The following is a 25,703-nucleotide window of genomic DNA, read 5'->3' as shown; positions in this document are numbered from 1 at the left end:
GCTTCTCCGGCGCGTGACGGCGGCGCCCGCGGCGCCGCGCCGTGGGCTGCCCGGGCGGGCGGGGCGGCGCTGCGGTAAAATCGCGGCTTCCTCCCGCGCCTCGTGTGGCGCGACATTCGAAGGTCGACAGCCGATGCAGATTCACAAGGAAGTGGACGCGCGCGGGCTCAATTGCCCGTTGCCGATCCTGCGTGCCAAGAAAGCGCTTGCCGATATGGAAAGCGGGCAGATCCTCAAGGTGCTCGCGACCGATCCCGGCTCGCAGCGCGATTTCGCCGCGTTCGCGAAGCAGACGGGCAACGAGATCGTCGAATCGACGACGCAGGACAAGACCTTCGTGTTCCTGATGCGCCGCCGCTGACAGCCTGCCTCGCGCGCCCGGCCGCGGCGTCCGCTCGCGGTGCGCGGGCCGGCCACGCCCGGCGCCGGCCGGTCGGGCCTCTGACAATTCTTAAACCTCGCTTCGTGACTGGCTGCGTATACTGACCCGGCCGGTCGTCCGCTCCCAGCGGAGGTGCCGGCCGCGGTACGTCGTATGGCGGGCACGGGGGCCATGCCTGACGCTACCGTCGTACAACGGGGAGAGGACATGTCCTTCAGACCAGGGACCCTTCGAAGTCCGTCCGGAGCGGAATGCATTGCGCCCGAGCGCGCGTCGGAATTGAGCCGTATCGAGCTCGATCCGCAACTGGATCGCCATGCGCGTGCCGCGCTGGAGGCCTACGCGGATTCGGCCGCGGCCGAGATGCCGTGGCTGGCCGAGTGGCTCGACGAGCGGCTGCGCGATGCCGCGCGGGACGACGGCTCGGGCCTGACCTACTGCGGTGCGACGATCGAACGCGTGTTCGATCTGGCGCAGGCATGGGCGGCGGGCCAGCCGGACTACGCGGCCACCGCGTGGGAGCGCGTGCGCGGACAGTTGCGGCGGATGCTTGCACAACCGGCGCTGTCGCAACCGCTGTTGCTGCGCCTGCCGGCCGACGACTTCGCCGAACCGGTGGCCGGCATCGCGGGCGCCGATTAGGCGTCGGATTGCGCGACGGGAAGGATTATTCGAAGAAAGAACGGTAGTCCGCGCAATTTCTTGGCGAATTTCATACTACTATGATGAAATCGCCGGTTCGTCCGTGCCCCGTTTTTGAGATATTTAGCCGGGGTCGCTGGTTTGCGCAGGTGGCGCGAGCGGCGAACGACGGCTCGCCGGCCGGTATCCGGAAGCCGCGCGCGTTGCGCTGCGGGGTGGGGGCGGGGAGCTGAACTGGACGAATCGATTTCGCTTTGCGGGGTGCTATGAGAATTGCTGTACTGGATGACGATCCGGCCCAGACGGATTTCGTCAGTCAAACGCTGACTGCCGTTGGCCATACGTGCTATGCGTTCAAGGAAGGCAAGGCCCTGAAGAAGCGTCTGCAGCGCGAAACATTCGATCTGCTGGTGCTCGACTGGAACGTGCCCGACATGTCCGGCGAGGAAGTGCTCAAGTGGGTGCGCGCCAACCAGACCGAGCACAGCCTGCCGATCATCTTCATGACGAGCCGCGACGACGAGGCGGGGATCACGCAGATCCTCAACGCCGGCGCCGACGACTACGTGGTCAAGCCCGTGTCGGGCCCGATCCTGCGCGCGCGCATCGGCTCGCTGCTGCGCCGCGCGTATCCGGTCAACGCCGAGGCGACCGTTCGCGAATTCGATCAATTCCGTTTCGACGTGAACCTGAAGCAGGCCTACGTCGGCGACAAGCCGGTGAGCCTGACGCAGAAGGAATTCGAGCTCGCGCTGCTGCTGTTCCAGCATCTCGACCGGCCGCTGTCGCGCGCGCACATTCTCGATCTCGTGTGGAAGCAGGCGACCGACATCCCGTCGCGCACGATGGATACGCACATCTCGATGCTGCGCACCAAGCTCGGCCTGCGGCCCGAAAACGGCTATCGCCTCGCGCCGATCTACGGCTACGGCTACCGGCTCGAGCGGGTCGGCCAGGGAGAACCGGAGTGACCGCGGGAATCACGCAGCGTACGGCAAACCTGCGCACGATGGCGCTGCGCACGGCCTGCGCGGTCACGTTTGCAGTCGCCGCGCAGCATGCGGCCGCACAGCCGCCCGCGGCGGCGGGCAAGATGGTCGTCTACCGCACGCAGGCGGGCGACACGCTGTACGACGTCGCCGCGCGCTACCTGCAGGGCGCGGACGACTGGCAACTGCTCCAGCAGATCAACGGCGTGCCCGCGCCGAAGCACCTGCAGCCCGGCGTCGCGCTGAAGCTGCCGGTCGCGCGCCTGCGCAAGGAAAAGCTGACCGCGCGCGTCGTCGCGGTGCAGGGCGCGGCCGAGCGCGCGTCGGGCGACGCGTACGCGCCGCTGGCGAACGATGCGACGCTCGTCGAGGGCGACCGCGTGCGCACGGGCGCGAACGGCTTCGTGACGATCGAACTCGCCGACGGCACGCACATGAGCCTGCCGCCCGACAGCCAGCTCGACCTGAAGGCGCTGCGCCGCACGGTGCTGACCGGCACGCTCGATCGCCAGTTCGAACTCACGCACGGCTCGGTCGACAGCGAAGTCACTCATCTGAAGAAACGCGACGATCGCTTCCAGATCCGCTCGCCGTCGGTCGTGGCCGGCGTGCGCGGCACGCGCTTTCGCGTGAACTACGACGCGGCCGGCAATGCGTCGACGCGCGTCGAAGTGCTCGACGGCACCGTCGGGGTCGCGGGCGGCCGGCAATCGGCCCGCTCGACGCTCGTGCATGCGAACTTCGGCAGCGTCGCGACGTCGTCCGGCGCGGTCGGCGCGCCTGTCGCGCTGTTGGCCGCGCCGGCGCTCGCGCATCCCGACAAGGTGCAGGACGAACCCGACGTCGCGTTCGACGTCGTGCCGCTGGCGAACGCGCATGCGTACCGCGTGCAGCTCGCGCACGATGCGGGGCTGCTCGACCTGTTCCGCGAAACGCGCACCGATTCGCCGCGCGCGGTCTTCCGCGACGTACCGAACGGGAACTACTTCGTGCGGATCGCCGCGATCGATGCCAACGGCCTCGAGGGGCTGCCGCGCACCTATGCGTTCGAACGCCGCGTGATGGGGCTCGACGCGAGCGCGTCGCCCGGCGCGGATGGCTACGGGTTCCGCTGGTCGCCGAACGGTTCGGGCAAGGACGCGCGCTACCGGTTCGTGCTGTCGCGCTCGAAGGACCTGAGCGCACCGGTCGTCGACCAGGTCGGCCTGCGCGCGCGCCAGATCACCGTTGCGCACCTGCCGCCGGGCGATTATTTCTGGGCGGTGACCGTCGAAGAGTTCGAAGGCGGCAAGTTCTACGAGAAGACCAGTCCGGTCAGCGCGTTCACGCTGTCGCGCTGACCCGCGGCGCATGAAACCCGACTCCGTTTCCCCACGGCGGCATCTCGGCCGCCGCTTCCTGATCGAATGGATCGCGATCGGCTGCCTCGGGATCGCGGTCATCCTCGCGTGTGCGCTCGGCCGCCTGTCGTCGAGCGTCGACGGGCTGGTCTACGACCGGCTGCTGATGCTGCGCAGCCTGCCGCTGTCCCCCGACGTGGTCGTCGTCGACATCGACAACCAGAGCGTGTCGGCGCTCGGCCGCTGGCCGTGGCCGCGCGACGTGCATGCGCGGCTGCTCGACACGCTGGCGCGCGCGCAGCCGGCCGCCGTCGTCTACGACGTGCTGTTCACCGAGCCGTCGCAGGAGGATCGCGCGTTCGCGGACGCGATGAGCCACGTGCCGACCTTCCTGCCCGTGCTGCTGAGCCCCGAGCAGGCGGACGGCTCGCGTACCGTCGAGCCGCCGGTGGCCGCGCTCGCGGCGCGCGCGACAGGGCTCGGTCACATCAACCTCGAAGTCGATCCCGACGGTATCGTGCGCAGCGTCGCGCTGTTCGAAAGCGACGGCCGCGTGCGCTGGCCGCAACTGATGGTGCCCGTGTACCGCGCGATCCAGGCCGGCCGGCTGCATCCGGCCGGCGGCGCGCCGGGCGCGAACGCGCACGACCTGTCGCGCGACGCGGCCGGCGAGGGCCGCTACCTGATCCCGTTCAGCCGCAACACGCCCGAGTATCCGACGCTGTCGTTCGACGACGTGCTCGAGGGGCGCGTGAAGCCCGACGCGCTGCGCGGCAAGATCGTCGTCGTCGGCGTGACCGCTTCCGGGCTGTACGACCGTTTCGCGACGCCCGTATCCGGCGATTTCGGCCCGCTCGCCGGCGTGTATATCCACGCCAACGTGCTCGACATGCTGGCGACCGGCAGCGCGATCTCGCCGGCGTCGCGCGCGGGGCTGTTCGCCGCGTCGCTGCTGCCGCTCGCCGCGCTGCTGGGCGGCTTCCTGATGCTGTCGCCGTGGCGCGCGCTGCTGCTGACGCTGAGCCTCGCCGCGCTCGCCGTCGTCGCGAGCATGGCGCTGCTGTTCGAGGCGCGCATCTGGCTGTCGCCGGCGCCGGCGATCTTCGGGCTGATCGCCGTCTACCCGATCTGGAACTGGCGGCGCCTCGAAATGACGATGTCGTACCTGCGCCGCGAACTGCAGCGGCTCGCCGACGAGCCGCACCTGCTGCCCGAGGCGCCGCGCACGCGCAGCGTCGGCGGCGACGTGCTCGAACGGCAGATGGCGCTGATGGCGCAAGCCGCGCAGCGCGTGCAGGACATGAAGCGCTTCGTGTGGGACAGCCTCGACAGCATGCCCGAGCCGATCTTCGTGACCGACCTGGACGGCACCGTGCTGATCGCGAACCATGCGGCGAAGCGCTACGGGTCGCGCCTCGCGCTGCCGCTGCCGGAAGGGCGGCCGCTGCGCGCCGCGCTCGGCGAGCTGACGTTCATGAAGACCGTCGACGGCAACGCCGAACACGATGCGGCGATCCGCGAGCACTGGCCGGCCGCGCTCGACCCGACGCTCGAGGCCGAGCACGACGCGATGGCGCGCGGCATCGAGGTGCGCGACCGCGACGGGCTCGACCATCTGTTACGCTACGCCGCCTGCACGAATGCGCAGGGCCGCGTGACGGGCTGGATTGCCGGCCTCGTCGACGTGACCGAACTGCACGCGGCCGAGCGGCATCGCGAGGAAGCGCTGCACCTGCTGTCGCACGACATGCGCTCGCCGCAGGCTTCGATCCTCGCGCTCGTCGAGATCGAGCGCGACCGCGTCGACACCGATGCGATGCGCGGGCTGCTCGCGCGGATCGAGCGCTACGCGCACCGCGCGCTGTCGCTTGCCGACGAGTTCGTGCAGCTGGCGCGCGCGGAGTCGCAGGCGTACCAGCTCGAAGCGACGAGCCTCGTCGACGTGCTGATCGATGCGAGCGACGAGGTATGGCCGCAGGCGCAGGCGAAGCACATCCGCATCGACACCGACGTCGGCGCCGACATATGCTGGGTGCGCGCGGACCGCTCGCTGATCACGCGCGCGTTCGTGAACCTGCTGAACAACGCAGTCAAATACAGTCCGTCCGACACCGTGATCACGTGTACGCTGACGGTCGAGCACGCGTCGAAGCGGATGTTCTGTACGATTCGCGATCAGGGGTACGGCATTGCGCCGGAAGATCATCGGCATCTGTTCGAGCGTTTCAAGCGATTCCATGCCGGCGAGCGGCCCGAGATCCCGGGTTCCGGGCTCGGCATGGCATTCGTAAAGACGGTCGTCACGCGCCATGGGGGCAGCGTGTCGGTCGACAGCGAAGTGGGTGTCGGCACCGCGGTGACGGTGTCGCTGCCCGCGATCGACGAGCCGTCCGCCTGACAGGGCCGGGCGCGACGGCAGGATTGGGGAAAGCCATGAGAAAGGAATGGGCAGCGACCGCGCTGGCGGCGTCGTTGTTGACGGGTTGCGCCGGCGTGACGAGCGGCGTGAGTGCGGTCGGGCAGCCTGATGCATTCGCATCCGGCGCGCACGGCTACGATTTCGTCCGGACGGCCGCGCAGGCCAACGATGCCGAATACCGGCAGATCGAGGCGCTCGTGCGCGACGAACTCGCGCGCAGCGGCTTCGACGCGCAGCCGCTCAAGGACGCGCGCTACCGGCTGTCGATCGCGTATGCGACGCAGCCGGCGGCGGTCGCGGCCAGCGCCGACCAGTGCGGCGCCGCGAGCAGCGCGTGCGTGACGGTCGACGGGCCGTCGCCGCCCGCGCTGCCGTTCGCGGGTAGCGTGTATCGCCACGTGCTGACGCTGCGTTTCGTCGATGCGAAATCGGGCGCCGACGTCTATCGCGTGACGGCCGCAATGCGCGATCGCGAACCGGCCACGCAGCAGGCTGCGCCGGCGCTCGTGAAGAGCGCGCTCGCGAAGCTGCCGTTCGGCGATGGCGGCGGCTGGCTCGTGAAGACGAAAAAAGACGACGCGGGCGGGATGCCGGGCGTCGTCTCGGTGAAGCCGGCCGAAGCGCGCTGAGCGCCGGCCGGTGAGGTGAGGGCGGGCCCGCCGGGGCGAGCCCTTGCCGCGCTCAGGCGGCCGGTTGCGCGCCGCCGCGCGTGCGCAGGTATTCGTCGAATTCCGCGCCGACTTCCGGGTGGCGCAGCGCGAATTCGACCGTCGCCTTCAGGTAGCCGAGCTTGCTGCCGCAGTCGTAGCGCGTGCCCTGATACTTGTAGGCCAGCACCTGTTCGTCGGCGAGCAGCGCCTGGATCGCATCGGTGAGCTGCAGTTCGCCGCCCGCGCCCGGCTTCAGCGCGCGCAGGTGTTCGAAGATCCGCGGCTTCAGGATGTAGCGGCCGACCACGCCGAGGTTCGACGGCGCGACTTCCGGCGCGGGCTTCTCGACGATCGCCGACATCTTGACGATCGACTCTTCCCATTCCTTGCCGTCGACGATCCCGTATGACTTCGTTTCCGACGGCGGGATCTCTTCGACGCCGATCACCGAGCTGTGATAGTGGTCGAACACGTCGACCATCTGCTTCATCACGGGCGGGTTGCCGTCGAGCAGGTCGTCCGCGAGGATCACCGCGAACGGGTTGTCGGCCACCAGCTTCTCCGCGCACAGCACCGCATGGCCGAGGCCGAGCGCTTCCGGCTGACGCACGTAGAAGCAGTCGACATGGCTCGGCTTGATGCTGCGCACGAGCTCGAGCAGCTTTTCCTTGCCGCGCGCCTCGAGCTCGGCTTCGACCTCGTACGACTTGTCGAAATGATCCTCGATCGCGCGCTTGCTGCGCCCGGTGACGAAGATCATCTCGGTGATGCCCGCGGCGATCGCTTCCTCGACTGCGTACTGGATCAACGGCTTGTCGACGACCGGCAGCATTTCCTTCGGGCTCGCCTTCGTTGCCGGCAGGAACCGCGTGCCGAGGCCGGCAACGGGGAATACCGCCTTGGTGACTTTCAACATGATCGAACCTTTATTCCTGTAATCGACTTGTCAGACGATGTATGTTCACGTCCGCATTATAGTGAACGCAAACGGCCTTACGGTTTGTTACGCAGGCAACCGCTCGAGCTGCGCACGCAGTTTCTCGAGCGTGCTCTGGAATTCGGCGACGCGCTTCTGCTCCTGTTCGACCACGGCCGGCGGCGCTTTCGCGACGAATGCCTCGTTGCCGAGCTTCGCGTGGCACTTCGCGATCTCGCCCGTCAGGCGCGCGATTTCCTTCGACAGGCGCTCGCGTTCGGCCGCGACGTCGATTTCCACCTTCAGCACCAGCTTGTTCGGGCCGACGATCGCGATCGGCGCGCCGTGCGCTTCCTTGTCGAGCGTCGCTTCGTCCGCGAGGATCTGCACTTCCGACAGGCGCGCGAGCGCCTGGACGTACGGCGCGAACGAGCGCAGGCGCTCGGCATCGCCGGCCGCGAGCAGCGGCACCTTCGTCGCCGGCGACAGGTTCATCTCGCCGCGCAGGTTGCGGCATGCGTCGACGATCGCCTTCAGGTCGGCCGCCCACTGCTCGGACGCCTCGTCGATCTTCTGCAGGTCGGCAACCGGATAGGCCTGCGTCATCAGCGACGCTTCGCCCTCGGCCGAGCCCCGCGGATAGCGGCCCGCGAGCGGCGCGACCTTCTGCCAGAGCGCTTCGGTGATGAACGGGATGACCGGGTGCGCGAGGCGCAGCACCGTCTCGAGCACGCGCAGCAGCGTGCGGCGCGTGGCGCGCTGCTGTTCCGGCGTGCCGTTCTGGATCTGCACCTTCGCGAGTTCGAGATACCAGTCGCAGTACTCGTCCCACACGAACTTGTAGATGCTGGTCGCGACGTTGTCGAAGCGGTAGTCGGCGAAGCCCTTCGCGATGTCGGCCTCGGTACGCTGCAGCAGCGACACGATCCAGCGGTCGGCCGCCGAGAAATCGAGGTAGCCGCCGGGGCCGCAGTCGCCCGCGCCGCAGACTTCCGGCTTGTCGGCGCCGCAGTCGTGGCCTTCGCAGTTCATCAGCACGAAGCGCGTCGCGTTCCACAGCTTGTTGCAGAAGTTGCGGTAGCCTTCGCAGCGCGCGAGGTCGAAGTTCACGTTGCGGCCGAGCGTCGCCATCGACGCCATCGTGAAGCGCAGCGCGTCGGTGCCGAACGCGGGAATGCCGTCCGGGAATTCCTTGCGCGTCTTCTTCTCGATCGTCGCGGCCTGCTTCGGATTCATCAGGCCCGTCGTGCGTTTCGCGACCAGCGTCTCGAGGTCGATGCCGTCGACGATGTCGATCGGGTCGAGCGTGTTGCCCTTGCTCTTCGACATCTTCTGGCCTTCCGCGTCGCGTACGAGGCCGTGCACGTAGACGGTATGGAACGGCACCTTGCCGGTGAAGTGCGTGGTCATCATCACCATCCGGGCGACCCAGAAGAAGATGATGTCGAAGCCCGTGACGAGCACCGACGACGGCAGGAAATGCTTCAGTTCGGGCGTCTCGTTCGGCCAGCCGAGCGACGAGAACGGCACCAGCGCCGACGAGAACCACGTGTCGAGCACGTCTTCATCGCGCTTCAGTTCCCCCGTGTACCCCTGTGCGGCGGCCTTCGCGCGCGCGTCTTCCTCGCTGCGCGCGACGAACACCTCGCCGTTCTCGCCGTACCACGCGGGAATTTGATGGCCCCACCACAGCTGGCGCGAGATGCACCAGTCCTGGATGTTCTCGAGCCACTGGTAGTAGGTGGTCGTCCAGTTTTCCGGGACGAACTTGATCTGGCCGTTGCGCACGACGTCGAGCGACGTTTCGGTGATCGACTTGCCGGGATTGAACGTGCCTTCCGGCGCCGGCTTCGACATCGCGACGAACCACTGGTCGGTCAGCATCGGCTCGATCACGACGCCCGTGCGGTCGCCGCGCGGCACCATCAGCTTGTGCGGCTTCACGGAGTCGAGGAAACCCAGCGCGTCGAGATCGGCGACGATCGCCTTGCGCGCGTCGAAGCGGTCGAGGCCGCGATACTGCTCGGGGCCGTTGTCGTTGATCTTCGCGTCGAGCGTCAGGATCTCGATCGGCACGAGATTGTGGCGCAGGCCGACCTGGTAGTCGTTGAAATCGTGCGCGGGCGTGACCTTCACGACGCCCGTGCCGAACTCGCGGTCGACGTAGTCGTCGGCGATCACCGGGATCTCGCGGCCGGTCAGCGGCAGCGTGACGAGCTTGCCGATCAGGTGTGCGTAGCGCTCGTCTTCCGGATGGACCATCAGTGCGACGTCGCCGAGCATCGTCTCGGGGCGCGTCGTCGCGACGGTCAGCGAGCCCGAGCCGTCGACGAGCGGGTAGCGGATGTGCCACAGGTGGCCGTTTTCCTCTTCGCTCGCGACTTCGAGATCCGACACCGCGGTGAGCAGCACCGGATCCCAGTTGACGAGGCGCTTGCCGCGGTAGATCAGGCCCTGTTCATGGAGCGTGACGAACACGTCGCGCACGGCGGCCGACATCTTGTCGTCCATCGTGAAGTATTCGCGCGACCAGTCGGTCGATGCGCCGAGGCGGCGCACCTGGCCCGTGATCGTCGAACCGGACTGCTGCTTCCATTCCCACACGCGCTCGACGAACTTCTCGCGGCCGAGGTCGTGGCGCGACACGCCCTGCGCGTCGAGCTGGCGTTCGACGACGATCTGGGTGGCGATCCCCGCGTGGTCGGTGCCGGGCACCCACAGCGTGTTCTCGCCGAGCATCCGGTGATAGCGGGCGAGGCCGTCCATGATCGTCTGGTTGAACGCGTGGCCCATGTGCAGCGTGCCCGTCACGTTCGGCGGCGGCAACTGGATCGCGAAATCGGGGCGGGACGGATCGAACGCCGGGGCGGCATAGCCGCGTTTTTTCCACTCCGGCCCCCATTGGGACTCGATGGTATGGGGCTCGAAGCTCTTCGCAAGCGTGTTGTCGCTCATGTTGGAAATCTGCCGAAAAATGCGTGAATTGGATGCCGAATCTGACAATTATAAATGGATGCACATCGACCAGCCATCGCATTGCCGGCGCAGGCTTGTCGCGAAGCGGCCGCAACGCGCTTGGCGGCGCTCGACCGAACGGATCGGGAACGGCATCGCGCCGCCGACTTATAATGTCGGGTCCGCATTTTTCTCGCCCGTCCGCCGCCGCTCCATGCCCGATCTGCTCGCCAATCTGAACCCCGAACAACACGCCGCCGTCACGTTGCCGAACGAACCGGCGCTGATCCTCGCAGGGGCGGGCAGCGGCAAGACCCGCGTGCTGATCACGCGCATCGCGTGGCTGATCCAGCAGGGCTACGCGTCGCCGCCCACCGTGCTCGCCGTCACCTTCACGAACAAGGCCGCGCGCGAGATGATGGCGCGCCTGTCGGCGATGATGCCGATCGACACGCGCGGGATGTGGATCGGCACGTTCCACGGCCTGTGCAACCGGATGCTGCGCACGCACTGGCGCGACGCCGGCCTGCCGCAGACCTTCCAGATCCTCGATACGGCCGACCAGCTGTCCGCGATCAAGCGGCTGATGAAGGCCGCGAACGTCGACGACGAGAAGTACCCGCCGAAGAACGTCCAGTACTTCATCAACAACGCGAAGGAGCAGGGGCTGCGTCCCGACAAGGTCGACGCGACCGACAACTTCAACCGCAAGTTCGTCGAGCTGTACCAGGCGTACGACCAGCAGTGCCAGCGCGAGGGCGTCGTCGATTTCCCCGAGCTGCTGCTGCGCTGCTACGAGCTGCTGGCGTACAACGCGCCGCTGCGCGCGCACTACCAGGCGCGCTTCAAGCACATCCTCGTCGACGAGTTCCAGGACACCAACAAGCTGCAATATGCGTGGCTCAAGATGCTCGCGGGCGGCCAGAACGCGATCTTCGCGGTCGGCGACGACGACCAGTCGATCTACGCGTTCCGCGGCGCGAACGTCGGCAACATGCGCGATTTCGAAGACGAATTCCGCGTGCGCAACCTGATCAAGCTCGAGCAGAACTACCGGTCGCACGGCAACATCCTCGATGCGGCGAACCAGCTGATCTCGAACAACGCGCACCGCCTCGGCAAGAACCTGCGCACCGACGCGGGCCACGGCGAGCCCGTGCGCGTGTACGAGGCCAGCACCGATTCGCAGGAAGCCGGCTGGATCGTCGAAGAAATCCGCTCGCTGATCAACACCGGGATGGCGCGCAGCGAAGTGGCCGTCCTGTACCGCAGCAACGCGCAGTCGCGCTCGATCGAGCACACGCTGATGTCGTCGGGCATCCCGTATCGCGTGTACGGCGGCCTGCGCTTCTTCGAGCGCCAGGAAGTGAAGCATGCGCTCGCGTACCTGCGCCTGATCGACAACCCGAACGACGACACGGCGTTCGTGCGCGTGGTGAACTTCCCGACCCGCGGGATCGGCGCGCGCTCGATCGAGCAGCTCGCCGACGCCGCGCGCCTGTACGGCTGCTCGATGGCGGCTGCGATTCCGTACGTGACGGGCAAGGCCGGCACGAGCCTCGGCGGGTTCGCGAACCTGGTCGCGAAGATGCGCGCCGACACGCAGCAGATGAGCCTGCCCGAGACCGTCGAGCATGTCGTGCGCGCGAGCGGTCTCGCCGATTTCTACCAGGGCGAGCGCGAAGGGCAGGACCGTCTCGAGAACTTGCAGGAACTCGTGAACGCGGCCACTGCGTTCGTCAGCGAGGAAGGCTACGGGCTCGACACGCCGGCCCGCTCGATCCCGCTGCGCGCGGGCGCGATCGCGGCGCCCGAACTCGGCGCGGCGACGGACGATCCGGCGGTCGAGGTGCTCGATCCCGCGCCGCTCGCCGATCCTGCACAGAACCCCGACACGATGACGCCGCTCGCCGGCTTCCTGTCGCATGCATCGCTGGAGGCCGGCGACAACCAGGCGCAGGCCGGGCAGGACGCCGTGCAACTGATGACGGTGCACGCGGCGAAGGGGCTCGAATTCTCGGCCGTGTTCATCACGGGCCTCGAGGAAGGGCTGTTCCCGCACGAGAACAGCGTGCTCGAATCGGACGGCCTCGAGGAGGAGCGCCGGCTGATGTACGTGGCGATTACGCGCGCGAAGGAGCGGCTCTACCTGTCGTTCGCGCAGAGCCGGATGCTGCACGGCCAGACGCGCTACAACGTGCGTTCGCGCTTCTTCGACGAGTTGCCGGAGCACGTACTGAAGTGGCTGACGCCGAAGGTCGAAGCCGGTTCGCGCTGGGGCGGGCGTTCGGACAACGCAGGATACGGGCGCGACTGGTTCGCGCGGCCGGGCGGCGGCAGCCGCGAGCAGATCGTCGATGCGGCGGTGTCCGCGCCGCTGCCTGCGTTCGCGGACAAGCAGCGCGCGGCCGGCGCCGGCTTCCGGGTCGGCCAGCAGGTGTTCCATACCAAGTTCGGCGAAGGCACGGTCACCGCGCTCGAAGGCAGCGGCGCCGATGCGAAGGCGCAGGTGAAGTTCAAGCGGCACGGCGAGAAGTGGCTCGCGCTCGCGGTCGCGAAACTGCAGGCGGTGGAATGATGAGCATCGACATGGTTGCCACGCCTGCGACGCGCCCGCTCGGCATTCTGGCCGCGCTGCCCGAGGAACTCGGCGACCTGATCGCCGCGATGCGCGCCGACGGCGCGATGAAGACGGTCACGTTCGGCCGCCGCGATTACCACGTCGGCACCGTGCACGGCGCGGCCTGCGTCGTCACGCTCGCGCGGGTCGGCAAGGTCGCGGCCGCCGCGACGGTCAGTGCGCTGATCCACGTGTTCGGCGTGGCGGGCGTCGTATTTACCGGCGTCGCGGGCGGCGTGTCGCGCACGGTGCGCGTCGGCGATGTCGTCGTGGCCGACATGCTGCTGCAGCACGATCTCGACGCGTCGCCGCTCTTTCCGCGCTACGAGGTGCCGCTGCTCGGCATCACGCGCTTCGCGACCGACGCGGCACTGACGGCCCGTCTCAGGGCCGCGTGCACGTTGTTCGTCGCGGAAGAGGGCGCGTTGTTCGCCGAGCGCTTCGGGCTCGCCGGCGCGACGCTGCACGCAGGGCTCGTCATCAGCGGCGACCGCTTCGTGTCGAGCGAGCGCGAGGTCGTCGCGCTGCGCGATGCGCTGCCGGACGCGCTCGCGGTCGAAATGGAAGGCGCGGCGATCGCGCAGGTGTGCGCGGAGCACGACGTGCCGTTCGCGCTGGTGCGCACGATCTCCGATACGGCCGACGATCACGCGACGCAGTCGTTCTCGCACTTCCTGTCGGCGATCGCGAGCAGCTATTCGTCCGGCATCCTCAAGCGTTTCCTGACGCTGCATGCGACGACGGCGGCCTGAAGCCGCCGTCGTTTTCTCCGTACAAGCCTTTGGGCCGGCCGCGGCGCGCACGCCGCGGCCGGCTTGTCACGCCTGTTTGCGCCGGCTGCTTTCGAGGTTCGGCAGGAACACCGTCAGCACGCCGATCAGCGGCAGGAACGAACACACCTTGTAGACGAACGTGATGCTCGTCGCGTCGGCGAGCTGGCCGAGCACGGCCGCGCCGACGCCGCCGAGGCCGAACGCGAAGCCGAAGAACAGGCCCGCGACCATCCCGACCTTGCCGGGCATCAGTTCCGTCGCATAGACGAGGATCGCGGCGAACGCCGACGCGAGCACGATGCCGATGATCACGGTCAGCACGCTCGTCCAGAACAGGTTCGCGTACGGCAGCAGCAGCGTGAACGGCGCGACGCCGAGGATCGACACCCAGATCACGTACTTGCGGCCGATCCGGTCGCCGACCGGCCCGCCGATCAGCGTGCCGGCCGCCACGGCCGCGAGGAACACGAACAGGTGGATCTGCGCGGCCTGCACCGACAGGTGGAACTTGTCGATCAGGTAGAACGTGAAATAGCTGTTGATGCTCGCGAGGTAGAAGTACTTCGAGAACACGAGCAGCACCAGCACGCCGATCGCGCCGATCACGCGGCCGCGCGACAGCGTCGGGTGGCCGGCCGCCGCGGCCTTCTTCTTCATCGACGGATGCTTCTTGTACCAGTGGCCGATCTGCGTGAGCACGACCATCGCGACGAGCGCGGCCGCGGAGAACCACGCGATGCTGTGCTGGCCGTGCGGAATGATCACGAGCGCGGCGAGCAGCGGCCCGAGCGCGGAGCCCGCGTTGCCGCCGACCTGGAACACCGACTGCGCGAGTCCGTGCTGGCCGCCCGACGCCATCCGCGCGACGCGCGACGATTCGGGATGGAATACCGACGAGCCGCAGCCGACCAGCGCCGCGGCCACCAGCAGCACGGGGAAGCTCGGCGCGACCGACATCAGCAGCAGCCCCGCGAGCGTGAAGCCCATGCCGACCGGCAGCGAATACGGCTTCGGACGCTTGTCGGTATAGAGGCCGACGAGCGGCTGCAGCAGCGACGCGGTGATCTGGTAGGTGAGCGTGATCAGGCCGATCTGCGCGAATGACAGCGCGAACTGGCTCTTGAGCATCGGATAGATCGCGAGGATCAACGACTGGATCATGTCGTTGAGCATGTGCGAGAAGCTGATCGCGCCGAGCACCGGATAGACGGTGCGCGATGCGGGGGGCGCGGACGGCTGCGCGGCGGCTGCGCCGGCGGCTCCGGTGTCGAGGCTGGTTTCCATGTGAGCTGAACGAGTTGAGGTAGCGGGCGCGCTCTGATGGGGATCGGCGCGTTTGGAATCGTTGATGCGTCAAAGAAGTGTAATGTGGCGTATCGAGAATGTCAGGCCAAGTTTTATCGCGAATCGGACATTCATCCGACAGATCGGCCGTTATCCGTTTTTTTGACCGGGTATAACGCTGGCGGCGCGTCTGCCTGACTGCGAGGCCGCGCCGGGGCCCGGTGCGTGTTTTACCGGACTCAAGAAACGGCGGTGGCGGCCGTAGAACGACCCAATGACCACAGGTGCGCCGCGCCCGGCACCGGCTACCCGCCGTGCAGGCGCAGGACGCGCGGCATGGCCTGCCATCGCGGAGGGCCGGAACCGACCTTTCCGGCAGCGTGATCCATACGGGGATATATCGATGAAAGCAGCATCATTGCATCCGCAGCCGGGTGCGGCCGCCGCCGCACCCGACGTTGCCGCCGGTCGCGCCGCACGGCGCCCGCGCGCGGCGCGTCGCGAGCGCCGGCCGTGGACCGTCAAGGCGACCTTGCGCGCCGCGTTCGCGATCCTGTTGATCGGCACGCTCGCGATCGGCGTGTTTTCGCTGTGGCAGATCAGCCGGTTGAACGCGTCGATCTCGTCGGTCTACGAGCAGGGCCACGTCGCGAGCCGCGCGGCGCAGGAAGTCCGGGCCGAGGTGCTGCGGGCGAGCCGTGCGCAGAAGATGCTGCTGACCGCGACCACCGCGAAGGAGCGCGACGAGCTGGGCGCGGAGGTCGGCGCGGGGCTCGCGTCGATCGGCCAGGCGCTCGGCACGCTGCAGCGCTACGCGGATCCGGCCGACGCCGGCGATTCGGCACGGTTGCGCGCGTTCTCGACGGCCGTCGGCACGTGGAGCGCGCATCTGCGCGATTTCGTCGCGCTCGTGCGCGCGCAGCCGCTCGACCTGTCGCAGATGAACTGGCAGGTCGGCACGCAGGACGTGTCGCTGCTGGTCGAAACCGGCAAGCTCGAAAAGCTCGTCGCCGAACTCGTGAAGACGCGCGGCGAGAAATCGAAGGCGACGCTCGATGCGTCCGCCACCATCTTCTCGTCGTCGTTCGCGATGATCGCGGTCATGACGGCCGCGCTGATCGTGCTCGCGATCGCGATCGCCGAACGCGTCGTGCGGCGCCTCGCGTCGCAGCTCGGCGGCGAGCCCGCGCACGCGAAGGCGATTGCGGCCGACATTGCGCGCGGCGACCTGACGCGGCCGATCGCGCTCGGCCGGCACGACCGCGACAGCATGGTGCGCGCGCTGGCCGAGATGCAGACGGGGCTCGCGGCGACCGTCGGCGAGATCGCCGTCAGCGCCGAGGCCATCGCGGCCGCGTCCGGCGAGATCTCGACCGGCAATCTCGACCTGTCGCGGCGCACCGAGCAGCAGGCCGTCGCGCTCGAACGCACCGCGGCCAGCATGGAGCAGCTCACGTCGACCGTGCGGCAGAACGCCGAGAATGCGCGGCAGGCGAGCACGCTCGCGGCCAATGCGTCGGCCGTTGCGGAAACGGGCGGTGAAGTCGTCGGGCGCGTGGTCGCGACGATGAGCGAGATCGACGACAGCGCGAAGAACATTCGCGACATCATCGGCACGATCGAGGGGATCGCGTTCCAGACCAACATTCTCGCGTTGAATGCGGCAGTCGAGGCTGCGCGCGCCGGCGAACAGGGGCGCGGCTTCTCGGTGGTCGCGGGCGAGGTGCGCCTGCTCGCGCAGCGCGCGGCGACCGCGGCGAAGGAGATCCGCGCGCTGATCGGCGCATCGGTGGAGCGCGTCGCGAACGGCGCGGCGCTCGCGCACGACGCGGGCCGCACGATGGACGACGTCGTGCGCGCGGTCAAGCGCGTGACGGACATCATCGGCGAGATTTCCGCGGCATCGGACGAGCAGAGCGCCGGGATCGAAGAGATCGGCCGCGCGGTCACGCAGATGGACGCCGGCACGCAGCAGAATGCGGCGCTCGTCGAACAGGCGGCGGCTGCCGCGAACGCGCTCGACGAACAGGCGCAGGCGTTGAAGTCGCTGGTCGGGCGTTTTCGCATCGCGGCCTGAGCGCGCCCGGCCGTTCCGCGCTTACGATTTCTTCTGCTTGTCCGGATCGATGATGACCGTGCAGGTCGTGCCCGCCGACAGCACCACGTCGGCCGGCACTTCGTCGATCCGGATGCGCACCGGCACGCGCTGCGCGAGGCGCACCCAGTTGAAGGTCGGGTTCACGTCCGCGACGAGGTCGCGGCTTTGCGGGTTGTCGCGATCGTAGATGCCGCGCGAGATGCTTTCGACGTGGCCCTTCATCACGCCGCCGCTCATCAGCCGCATCTCGGCCGGCGCGCCGATCTTCACGCGCGGCAGCTTGGTTTCCTCGAAGTAGCCGTAGACCCAGAACGAGTGGCTGTCGACGATCGCGAGCTTCGCCTGGCCGGCCACCGCGTAGTTGCCCTTGAACGTCTGCAGGTTCGTGATGTAGCCGTCGACCGGCGCGACGACGCGCGTGCGTTCGAGATTGAGCTTCGCGGCGTCGAGCGCGGCGATTGCCTGCTGGTACTGCGCATCGGCGCTCGACGCGCTGTGCGCTGCGTTCTCGCGGTTTTCCTTCGACACGACGAGCGCATCGAGATCCGCGCGGCGGGCCGCGTCGTCGCGGCGCATCTGCAGTTCCGCGCGGCGGGCGGCGACGGCCGCCTGCGCCTGCTCGACCGCGATCTGGTAGTGCGACGGGTCGATCTGCATGATCAGGTCGCCTTTTTTCACGAGCTGGTTGTCATGCACGGGCAGCTCGACGATCGCGCCCGACACGTCCGGCGCGACGTTGACGATCTCGGCGCGTACGCGCCCGTCGCGCGTCCACGGATCGTCCATGTAGTGCACCCACAGCGAGCGCCCGATCAGGATCGCGACGAGAAGGATGACGGCGGTCGCGACGAAGCCGAAGAGTTTTCTGAGAATCATGATGGTTCGGAATCAACGGTAAACGGCAAGACTCAGTCCGCCGCAAATGCAGACGAGAAGGCAGGCCCGGAACAGCGACGGGTGCCAGACCAGACGGTAGAGGCCTGTATAGGCGAGCAGACGGTCGACGGCCCAGGTCGCGAGCGCGCCGAGGACGAACATCAGCACCACCGTGGGCATGTAGGCATCGAGAATGGCGATTTCACGCGGCATCATGACGAGGCTCCTGGTTGGGGACGCACGGGGCGGTTGCGGTTGAGCGGCTCGAGCGGCGATTCCGGATCGAGCAGCGCGGTGCGCACGAAATGCAGATGGCTCAGGATGCGTTGCAGCCGATGGCGCTCGTCGCGCGTCGGCTCGAACGCGTCGAGCGTCTGCCGGGTCGCGTCGATTGCGGCATTGGTCGCGGCGAGCGTTGCATCGAAGCGCTCGGCGCTCGGTTTCGCGAACAGCGTCGACAGCGAGCCGCGCATCGTCTCGATCGCGCGACGCCACGGCATCGCCGGCGCATAGCGCGGGTCGGACGGCAGCGTTGCCAGCTCGTGGCGCAGGTCGATCGCCGCGTTGCCGGTTTCGAGCACAGCGAACATCCAGCGCAGCGCATCGCGCTGCACGTCGGGCTGGTCGGCCGACAGCGTGTGGGCCTGGTACATCAGGTCGCGCGCGCCGCTCTCGAAGCGCGTGCGCAAGCCGGCGAGCCGTGCGTGGCAGGCCGCGACGGCCTGGTGGCGCAGGTCGGCGAACAGCCGCTTCTTGAGCCACGGCGCGGTCGGCGGGAACAGCACCGCGAACGCGATCGCCGACACCAGCATCGACAGCACGAGCGCGAGCGCGTCGTTCATGAAGCTGGTCGGATCGTAGTGCGTGATGTTGTCCGGGCCGGCGAGGAAGCTGAAGAAGATCAGGTAGCCCATCCCGTAGCCCGCGAGCTTCGGCTTCAGCGTCATGAAGATGCCGATCGAGAGCAGCGGCGCGAGCGCGACGCACAGCAGCGGGAAGCCGTCGATGTGCGGATAGATGCCGAACGTCAGCAGGAAGCCCGTGCAGACGGCGAGTGCCGTCCCCATGCCCATCTGCGCGGACATCGCGGTCGGGCGCGGCGTCGACGACGCGAGCGCGCAGGTGGCCGCCGCCGTCAGCGTGAGCGTCACGCCGCTCGGCCACGCGCTCTCGATCCAGAACCAGCCGAGCACGAGGATCACGGTCGCGGTGCGAATCGCCGCGATCACCATCGCCGTCATGTTGGTGCGCGGCTCGTAGCGTTCGATCCAGCGCTCGCGTTCGTGCGTCGCGGTCGACAGCGACGCATAGGTCGCCGCGTACTCGTGCAGGTCGGTGATGAAGCGGTACAGCAGCTCGGCGGCCGTATCGAAGTCGAGCAGCGGAAAGTCCGGCTGCGTTTCGAGCGCCGCACGGGTCGAGCGGATGCGGCGCGGCAGCGCGTCGCGCCATGCGAGCAGTTGCTCGGCCGCGTGCCCCGCGTCGGTCGACGTGCGCACGGGTTCGCCCGCGGGCGTCAGCAGCAGCGGAGCGATCTCGCGGAAGTACGGCTCGATCGCGTCGATCGCGGCCTGCGCGCCGGCCGCATGCAGCCGGTTCATCAACTGGTGCAGCGCATGGAAACGGCTCGACGCGCTCATGAACTCGCTGTTCAGCCGCGCGAGGCGGCCGCTGCGCATCCGCGTATCCGGATCCTCGAATACGGCCATGCTGCGCGCGGCCTCGAAACCGACCACGTCGGCGACGAAGCGCGTATGGATGGTTTCGATATGCGCGCGGTCGAGCTTACCCGACAGCGCCGAAGCAACATAGTCGACGAAGCTGCCGAAGCGCTTGCGCACCGTCGTGCGCATCTGCTCGCCCGTGTACTGCGGAAACACGAGCGCGCTGACCACGCCGGCCGACATGATCCCGACCATGATTTCGGCAACGCGCGTCAGCGCGCTCATGAACGCGCCGTCCGGGTGCTGCGAAGCGGGCAGCCCGATCAGCGCGGTCGTATAGCCGGCCAGCAGGAAGCCGTAGCTGCGGAAGTTGCGGTTGCGTGCGGCGCCGGCCGTGCACAGCGCGACCCACAGTGCGACCGCCAGCAGGAACAGCTGCGGCTGCTGCGGAAACAAGCCGACGAACGTGAGCGTCGCGATGAGGCCGAAGATCGTGCCGGCGACACGGTAGAAGCTCTTCGCGAGCACCGCGCCGCTTTGCGGCTGCATCACGATGAACACCGTGGTCATCGCCGTTTTCGGCGCGGGCAGGTCGAGCCGCATCGACACGCCGGTCGCGATGAACGCGGCGAGTAGCGCCTTGAACAGGTAGAGCCACGCGGCGCCGTCGCTGCGGGCCCAGTCGCCGAACGCGGCGGACCAGGCCGCGAGCGGACCGCCGGCGTGCGTGGAAGCGGGGGAGGAGGAGGCTGACATGGCGGGCACTCCGCGTTACCGTGCGGCCGGCGTGCCGGACGTGCCGGACGTGCCGGCAGCGGCGACCTGCGCGGGCCGGGCAACGGCCGCCGCGGGCTTCGCGCCCGACGGGTTGGCGCCGTCGGCGGGTTGGTCGTCCGCCGGAACGTCTTTGCCCGTCTCGACGCCGCCGCCGAGCGCGGCCATCAACTGCGCGTGCGCGGCAAGGCGTTCCGCATCGATGCGGGCCGCCGTCTCCTGTGCGCGCAGCAGCTGCTGTTGCGCGATCAGCACGTTCACGTAATCGGTCAGCCCGCGGCGGAAGCCCTCGCGCGACAACTGGTAGCTGCGGTCGTTGGCGGCCACCGAGCGCGCGGCGTCCTTCTTCTGCGTATCGAGCGAGCGGATCCGCACGACCTGGTCGGCGATGTCCTTGAGCGCACCGACGATCGTCTGGTTGTAGCGCTCGACCGCCTGGTCGTAGCCGGCATTCGCCGCGCCGAGCTGCGCGCGCAGCCGGCCGCCTTCGAAGATCGGCAGCGACAGCGCGGGGCCGGCCGTCCAGCCGCCGTTCATCGCGCGCAGGAAGTCGGTGAACGGCGCGGTCACGCCGAAGCCGCCGACCGTCGCGAGCAGGTCGATGTTCGGGTAGAACGAGGCCTTCGCGACATCGATGCCGCGCGCCTGCGCGTCGACCGTCCAGCGCGCCGCGACCACATCGGGGCGGCGGCCGAGCAGGTCGGCCGGCAGCGCCGACGGCAGGCCGGCCGGCGCGTCGAGCGCAAGCTGCGGCCGCTTGATCGCGTCGCCGGCGCCCGGGCCCTTGCCGGCCAGTGCGGCGAGCTGGTGGCGCGCGAGCTGGATCCCTTCTTCATAGCTGTCGATCTGGCGCTCGTAGTCGGGCAGCGTCGATTCCGCCTGGCTCACTTCGAGCTGCGTGCCGAGGCCGGCCTGCAGCCGCTTGCGCGCGAGATCGGCGAGCGAGCGCTGGCGTTCGAACGTTTCATGTGCGAGGTCGAGCAGCGCATAGTTCATCGACATGCCGACATACGCGCGCACGACGTTGACTTCGAGTTCGAGCTTCGCCGCGCGCGCGTCGGCGGCGCTCGCATGCGCGGTGTCGAGCGCGCGCTCGGTCGCGTTCTTGTCCTTGCCCCACAGGTCGAGGTGATACGACAGGCCGAGCGTGCCCGTGTTGTTCCAGGTATCAGTGTTCGCGAGCGGACCCGGGCCGTAGTACACGTTGTCGGGCCAGTGCTGGCGCATCAGCGACAGGTTGCCGTTGATCTGCGGCAGTTCGGCCGAGCGGGCGACGCGCGCCATCGCCTGCGCTTCGCGCACGCGTGCCTCGGCGGCCGCGAGCGTCGGGTTGCCGGCCTGGGCGGCGGCGATCCAGGAATCGAGCTGCGGATCGCGGTAGGCACGCCACCAGTCGGCCGCGGGCCAGCCCGCGTCGCGGTCGGCCGCTCGGATCGCGGCGCCGGCGTCGAGCGCGTTCGCTTCGATGCGGGCCGACTGCGGCTTGTTGTCGCCCATGCTCGCGCATCCGGCCATTATTAATGAGACTGCAAGAACCGCCAGTGCGAGCGTCCCTTTTGTCGCCGGAGACTGCACGATTTTCTCCCTTTCGGATATAGATGAGTCGGATGCGATTATATTTTTCAGTGATTCCTGAATAAACGAACAACGGTGCAAGTCATTTTTACGAATCCTGAGACAATACTTGTTCGCCTCTGTGCAACAATCCGTCCGGATTCAAACGGGTAATCGGATGGATACGTTACAAAACATGCGGGTATTCGTCCGCGTGGTCGACGCGGGGAGCTTTACCGCGGCCGCCCAGCAGATGAATTCGACCACCGCCTATGCGTCGCGCGCGGTCTCGGATCTCGAGGCGCACCTGCGCACGCGCCTCCTGAACCGCACGACGCGCCGGATCGCGCTGACCGAAGCCGGCGAGCGCTACCTGCAGCGCTGCGAGCAGATCCTCGCGTACGTCGACCAGGCCGAAGCCGAGGCCGGCGACGCGCACGCGCGCCCGTCCGGCAAGCTGAAGGTCCATTGCTTCACGAGCCTCGGCCAGCACTACCTGGTGCCGGCCGTCGCGCGCTATCGCGAGCGCTATCCGGACGTGCACGTCGAGCTGACGCTCGCGCAGCGGATGCCCGACCTGCTCGACGAGGGGTACGACGTTGCAATCGTCGTCGGCCGCGACCTGCCCGATTCGGGGCTCGTGTCGCAGCGGCTCGGCGAGAGCTACAGCGTCGTGTGCGCGTCGCCCGGCTACGTCGAGGCGCACGGCGTGCCGCAGCGGCCGGCGGATCTCGCGCAGCACGTGTGCCTCGGGATGGTCGCGCCGGGTTTTCACTACGACGAATGGGCGCTGGCGGGGCCGAACGGCGAAGAGGTCGTTCCGATCACGGCGCCGCCGTTTCGCGTGAACGTCGCAGAGGCGCTCGCGGTGGCCGTGCGGGAGGGGATGGGGATCGGCGGGCTGCCGCTTTATTCGGCGATCGGCTGGCTGCGCAGCGGGCATATCGTGCGCGTGATGCCCGAGTACCGGTCGCACGTGATGAACATCTACGCGCTGTATCCGTCGCGTCAGTACCTCGACGCGAAAATCCGTACCTGGGTCGATTTCCTGCGCGACGAGCTGCCGTCCACGCTCGCTGCCGACGAAGCCGCACTCGAGCAGTACACGCGTGCGACATGACCGCGCGGTTGACCGCAATCTGACGAGATTTGTCCTTCACGCAACATTTTTTTACGAACGCGTGTCAGACAGTTTGATACTGTTAAAGTAATCGAGATACGTCACCCCGGAGTAGCAATGGATACGCACCTGATGATCGGCCTTGGAGTCCTGCTTGGCGCAGCCGCTGCCGCCGCGGCGACCCGCGACCTGCTGCGCGCGATGAAGGCGAAGGCACGGATGAAGCCGGTGCCGGTGCGCGTGCGCGCGGCGCAGCACGGATCGCGCCGCAGCGACCGCTGATCGGGCCATATCAGGCCCGTACAGCCCATATCAGCCCCGGTCGGAGAAGGCCGCGCAACGCGGCCGGGCGGGCCGGCGTTCAGCCGAGCTCGACGACCTTGTCCCACGCGAACGCGGTATTTTCCAGTTCGCCGGTGCGCCGACGGATGTAGCCGCGCGGATTGCACACCACGCGCGTGCCGCCGTCCGCAACATAGTCGAATGACGTATGCGTGTGGCCGTGGATCCACAAATCCACCGGCGGCCGCACGAGTTCCGCCATATCCGTGATGAACCCCGCCGACGCAAGGTCTTGCGCATAGCGTTCCGCCAGCGAGCGCCGGTGCGGCGCATGATGGGTGACGACGATCGTCCGCCCCGCGAACGGCACCGCGAGCTGCGCTTCCAGCCACGCGCGGCCTTGCCGATGCAGCGCGATCGCATCGGCCGGCGAGAAATCCCGCTCCGCCGCGCCCGGTGCCGCATGCAGCGCCGCGTCGTGCGGCCAGGTCACCTGGATCAAGCCCTTGAAATCGAGCATCACGCGCAGCCCGGCGTCGATTGCGGCGGCGATGCTGGCTTCGTCGCTGCCGAACAGCGAGAAATCGGCCCACAGCGTCGTGCCGAGCACGCGGAAGCGCTGTTCGGGATCGACATAGATGCCGTTGTTCAGGTAATGCACGTTGTCGAGCGCCTGCGCCCCGTCGCGCATCGCCGCCTCCAGCGCGCCGAATTCCCCGTCGTAGTACTCGTGGTTGCCCGGCACGTAGATCACCGGCACGGCCGGGTCGAACGTCTCGGCGGCCCAGCGCAGGCCTTCCGCGTGATTGTGGATGTCGCCGGCGAGCACGACGAGATCCGCGTCGGCATGCGCGATCACGTCGGGCTGGTTGCTTTCGAGATGCAGGTCGGACAGTACGCGGACTTTCACGGGCTTCGCTCCGGAGTGGGCGGCTTCAGCGCAGGACCTTGCCGGGATTCATCAGGCCGCGCGGGTCGAGCGCGGTCTTCAGCGTGCGCATCAACGTCGTTTCGACCGGCGACTTGTAGCGCTGCGCGTCGTCGATCTTCAACTGGCCGATCCCGTGTTCCGCGCTGATCGTGCCGTGGTGGCGGTGCACGTTGTCGTAGACGATCCGGTTGATCGGCGCCTGGAACGCGGCGAGGAACGCCTTCGGATCGCCGCCTTCGGGCATCTGCACGTTGTAGTGGAGGTTGCCGTCGCCGAGGTGGCCGAACGTGACCATCCGCGCGCCCGGCGCGGCCTGCTGGATCGCCGCGTCGGTCTCGTCGATGAACCGCGCGACCGACGAGATCGGCACCGCGATGTCGTGCTTGATGTTGAGCCCCTCGTCGGCCTGCGCGAGCGGGATATGCTCGCGCAGGTCCCAGAACGCGCGCGACTGCGCGAGATTTTCCGCGACCACCGCGTCGACCACGAGCCCGGCCTCGAACGCTTCTTCCATCAGTTTCTCGAACAGCGCGCGCGCATGCGCTTCGCTTTCGTTGTCGGACAGTTCGAGCAGCACCGTCTGCGCATGCGTCTGCGTGAACGGGTAGCGCAGTTGCGGGTAGTGCTTGCCGACCAGTCGCATGCAGAAATCCGACATCAGCTCGAAGCCGGTCAGCAGCGGCCCTGCCGCGCGCTGCGCGAGCGCGAGGAAGTCGAGCGCCGCGTGCGGCGATTCGAGCGCGGCGAGCGCCGTGACCTGCGCGGCCGGCAGCGGATGCAGCTTCATCACGGCAGCGGTAATGATCCCGAGCGTGCCTTCCGCGCCGATGAACAGGTCGCGCAGGTCGTAGCCGGTGTTGTCCTTGCGCAGCCCGCGCAGGCCGTCCCAGATCTCGCCCTGCGGCGTCACGACCTCGAGCCCGAGGCACAGCTCGCGTGCGTTGCCGTAGCGCAGCACCGCGGTGCCGCCGGCATTGGTCGACAGGTTGCCGCCGATCGTGCAGCTGCCTTCCGCCGCGAGGCTCAGCGCGAACAGCCGGCCGCCTTCGCGGGCGCGTGCCTGCACGTCGGCGAGGATCGCGCCGGCTTCGACGGTGATCGTGTTGTTGTGCGGATCGAGCGCGCGCACGCGGTTCAGGCGCGCGACGCTCAGCACGGCCTGGCTGCCGCTCGCGTCGGGCGTCGCGCCGCCGGCGAGGCCCGTGTTGCCGCCTTGCGGCACGAGCGCGATGCCGTGCGCGTTGGCCAGCTTGACGAGCGCGGCGACTTCGGCCGTGTTCGCGGGTTTCAGCACCGCGCACGCGGCGCCCTTGTAGCGGCGGCGCCAGTCGGTCAGGAATGGTTCGGTATCGTGCGGATCGGTCAGCACATGGTCGGCGCCGATCGCGTCGCGGCACGCGGAAACGAAAGCTTCGGAGGACATCATCACCTTGT

General features: G+C 68.2%; 20 protein-coding genes. 11 read left to right on the top strand and 9 right to left on the bottom strand.

From position 1 onward, the window contains the following. Positions 1-133 precede the first annotated feature (133 nt). The 6 genes from ACPUER_RS26640 (at position 134) to ACPUER_RS26615 (ending at position 6,401) form a co-directional block, all read left to right on the top strand. Positions 134-361, top strand: a complete 228-nt coding sequence (locus tag ACPUER_RS26640; RefSeq protein ID WP_006402122.1) for a sulfurtransferase TusA family protein — start codon at positions 134-136, stop codon at positions 359-361. Between the two features lie 228 nt (positions 362-589). Further along, positions 590-1,024 (top strand): peptidase, encoded by a 435-nt coding sequence (locus ACPUER_RS26635; protein ID WP_425132544.1) that lies wholly within the window; start codon positions 590-592, stop codon positions 1,022-1,024. Between the two features lie 266 nt (positions 1,025-1,290). Then, complete coding sequence (locus ACPUER_RS26630; protein WP_034183383.1) at positions 1,291-1,995, top strand: response regulator transcription factor; 705 nt, start codon at positions 1,291-1,293, stop codon at positions 1,993-1,995. Then, positions 1,992-3,353 (top strand): FecR domain-containing protein, encoded by a 1,362-nt coding sequence (locus ACPUER_RS26625; RefSeq protein WP_425132543.1) that lies wholly within the window; start codon positions 1,992-1,994, stop codon positions 3,351-3,353. Before ACPUER_RS26630 ends, ACPUER_RS26625 begins: the two co-directional genes overlap by 4 nt. 10 nt (positions 3,354-3,363) lie before the next feature. Continuing rightward, complete coding sequence (locus ACPUER_RS26620) at positions 3,364-5,751, top strand: CHASE2 domain-containing protein (protein ID WP_425132542.1); 2,388 nt, start codon at positions 3,364-3,366, stop codon at positions 5,749-5,751. 35 nt (positions 5,752-5,786) lie between these two features. Continuing rightward, on the top strand, positions 5,787-6,401 hold the full coding sequence (locus tag ACPUER_RS26615) for a DUF4136 domain-containing protein (RefSeq protein ID WP_310134602.1): 615 nt from the start codon (positions 5,787-5,789) through the stop codon (positions 6,399-6,401). A gap of 52 nt (positions 6,402-6,453) precedes the next feature. On the opposite strand, the gene galU is transcribed toward ACPUER_RS26615, so the two are convergent. After that, on the bottom strand, positions 6,454-7,338 hold the full coding sequence (gene galU, locus ACPUER_RS26610; RefSeq protein WP_034183387.1) for a UTP--glucose-1-phosphate uridylyltransferase GalU: 885 nt from the start codon (positions 7,336-7,338) through the stop codon (positions 6,454-6,456). A gap of 87 nt (positions 7,339-7,425) precedes the next feature. Then, positions 7,426-10,293, bottom strand: coding sequence for a valine--tRNA ligase (locus tag ACPUER_RS26605; protein WP_425132541.1), 2,868 nt, complete (start codon positions 10,291-10,293; stop codon positions 7,426-7,428). Between the two features lie 214 nt (positions 10,294-10,507). Between ACPUER_RS26605 and ACPUER_RS26600 the strand changes: the two genes are divergently transcribed. Beyond that, positions 10,508-12,871, top strand: a complete 2,364-nt coding sequence (locus tag ACPUER_RS26600; RefSeq protein ID WP_175961610.1) for a UvrD-helicase domain-containing protein — start codon at positions 10,508-10,510, stop codon at positions 12,869-12,871. Then, positions 12,868-13,665, top strand: a complete 798-nt coding sequence (locus ACPUER_RS26595) for a 5'-methylthioadenosine/adenosylhomocysteine nucleosidase (protein WP_175961609.1) — start codon at positions 12,868-12,870, stop codon at positions 13,663-13,665. Before ACPUER_RS26600 ends, ACPUER_RS26595 begins: the two co-directional genes overlap by 4 nt. Positions 13,666-13,731: 66 nt before the next feature. Here ACPUER_RS26595 and ACPUER_RS26590 read toward each other — a convergent pair whose 3' ends face one another. Beyond that, positions 13,732-14,970: an MFS transporter gene (locus ACPUER_RS26590; protein ID WP_425132540.1), complete on the bottom strand. Its 1,239-nt coding sequence runs from the start codon at positions 14,968-14,970 to the stop codon at positions 13,732-13,734. Positions 14,971-15,373: 403 nt separating this feature from the next. Here ACPUER_RS26590 and ACPUER_RS26585 point away from each other — a divergent pair, with 403 nt between their 5' ends. After that, positions 15,374-17,047: a methyl-accepting chemotaxis protein gene (locus tag ACPUER_RS26585; RefSeq protein ID WP_310134588.1), complete on the top strand. Its 1,674-nt coding sequence runs from the start codon at positions 15,374-15,376 to the stop codon at positions 17,045-17,047. Positions 17,048-17,068: 21 nt separating this feature from the next. Here ACPUER_RS26585 and ACPUER_RS26580 read toward each other — a convergent pair whose 3' ends face one another. The 4 genes from ACPUER_RS26580 to ACPUER_RS26565 are packed head-to-tail and all read right to left on the bottom strand — an operon-like array spanning position 17,069 to position 21,957. Further along, a complete protein-coding gene (locus ACPUER_RS26580) occupies positions 17,069-17,944 on the bottom strand; it encodes an efflux RND transporter periplasmic adaptor subunit (RefSeq protein ID WP_014897260.1) in 876 nt (291 codons plus the stop codon). Between the two features lie 12 nt (positions 17,945-17,956). Then, positions 17,957-18,160, bottom strand: a complete 204-nt coding sequence (locus tag ACPUER_RS26575) for a DUF1656 domain-containing protein (RefSeq protein ID WP_011351756.1) — start codon at positions 18,158-18,160, stop codon at positions 17,957-17,959. Next, positions 18,157-20,364, bottom strand: coding sequence for an FUSC family protein (locus ACPUER_RS26570; RefSeq protein ID WP_425132539.1), 2,208 nt, complete (start codon positions 20,362-20,364; stop codon positions 18,157-18,159). Before ACPUER_RS26570 ends, ACPUER_RS26575 begins: the two co-directional genes overlap by 4 nt. 15 nt (positions 20,365-20,379) lie before the next feature. Further along, entirely contained in the window at positions 20,380-21,957 is a 1,578-nt protein-coding gene (locus tag ACPUER_RS26565) for an efflux transporter outer membrane subunit (protein WP_425132538.1), read from the bottom strand. Between the two features lie 157 nt (positions 21,958-22,114). On the opposite strand from ACPUER_RS26565, the gene ACPUER_RS26560 reads away from it, so the two are divergent. Together ACPUER_RS26560 and ACPUER_RS26555 are read left to right on the top strand one after the other, a co-directional pair. Beyond that, positions 22,115-23,056, top strand: a complete 942-nt coding sequence (locus ACPUER_RS26560; RefSeq protein ID WP_072444324.1) for a LysR family transcriptional regulator — start codon at positions 22,115-22,117, stop codon at positions 23,054-23,056. 117 nt (positions 23,057-23,173) lie between these two features. Next, the gene (locus ACPUER_RS26555) at positions 23,174-23,338 is read left to right on the top strand and encodes a hypothetical protein (RefSeq protein WP_165948056.1); all 165 of its coding nucleotides are present in this window, start codon (positions 23,174-23,176) and stop codon (positions 23,336-23,338) included. 79 nt (positions 23,339-23,417) lie between these two features. Here ACPUER_RS26555 and ACPUER_RS26550 read toward each other — a convergent pair whose 3' ends face one another. Both ACPUER_RS26550 and ACPUER_RS26545 read right to left on the bottom strand, forming a co-directional pair. Then, positions 23,418-24,248, bottom strand: coding sequence for a metallophosphoesterase (locus ACPUER_RS26550; RefSeq protein ID WP_425132537.1), 831 nt, complete (start codon positions 24,246-24,248; stop codon positions 23,418-23,420). Between the two features lie 25 nt (positions 24,249-24,273). Further along, positions 24,274-25,695: an FAD-binding oxidoreductase gene (locus ACPUER_RS26545; protein ID WP_425132536.1), complete on the bottom strand. Its 1,422-nt coding sequence runs from the start codon at positions 25,693-25,695 to the stop codon at positions 24,274-24,276. Positions 25,696-25,703 lie beyond the last annotated feature (8 nt).

Source organism: Burkholderia sp. DN3021, from assembly GCF_049805555.1.
Classification (GTDB): domain Bacteria; phylum Pseudomonadota; class Gammaproteobacteria; order Burkholderiales; family Burkholderiaceae; genus Burkholderia; species Burkholderia pyrrocinia_C.
This window is presented reverse-complemented; position numbering and strand designations above follow the sequence as displayed.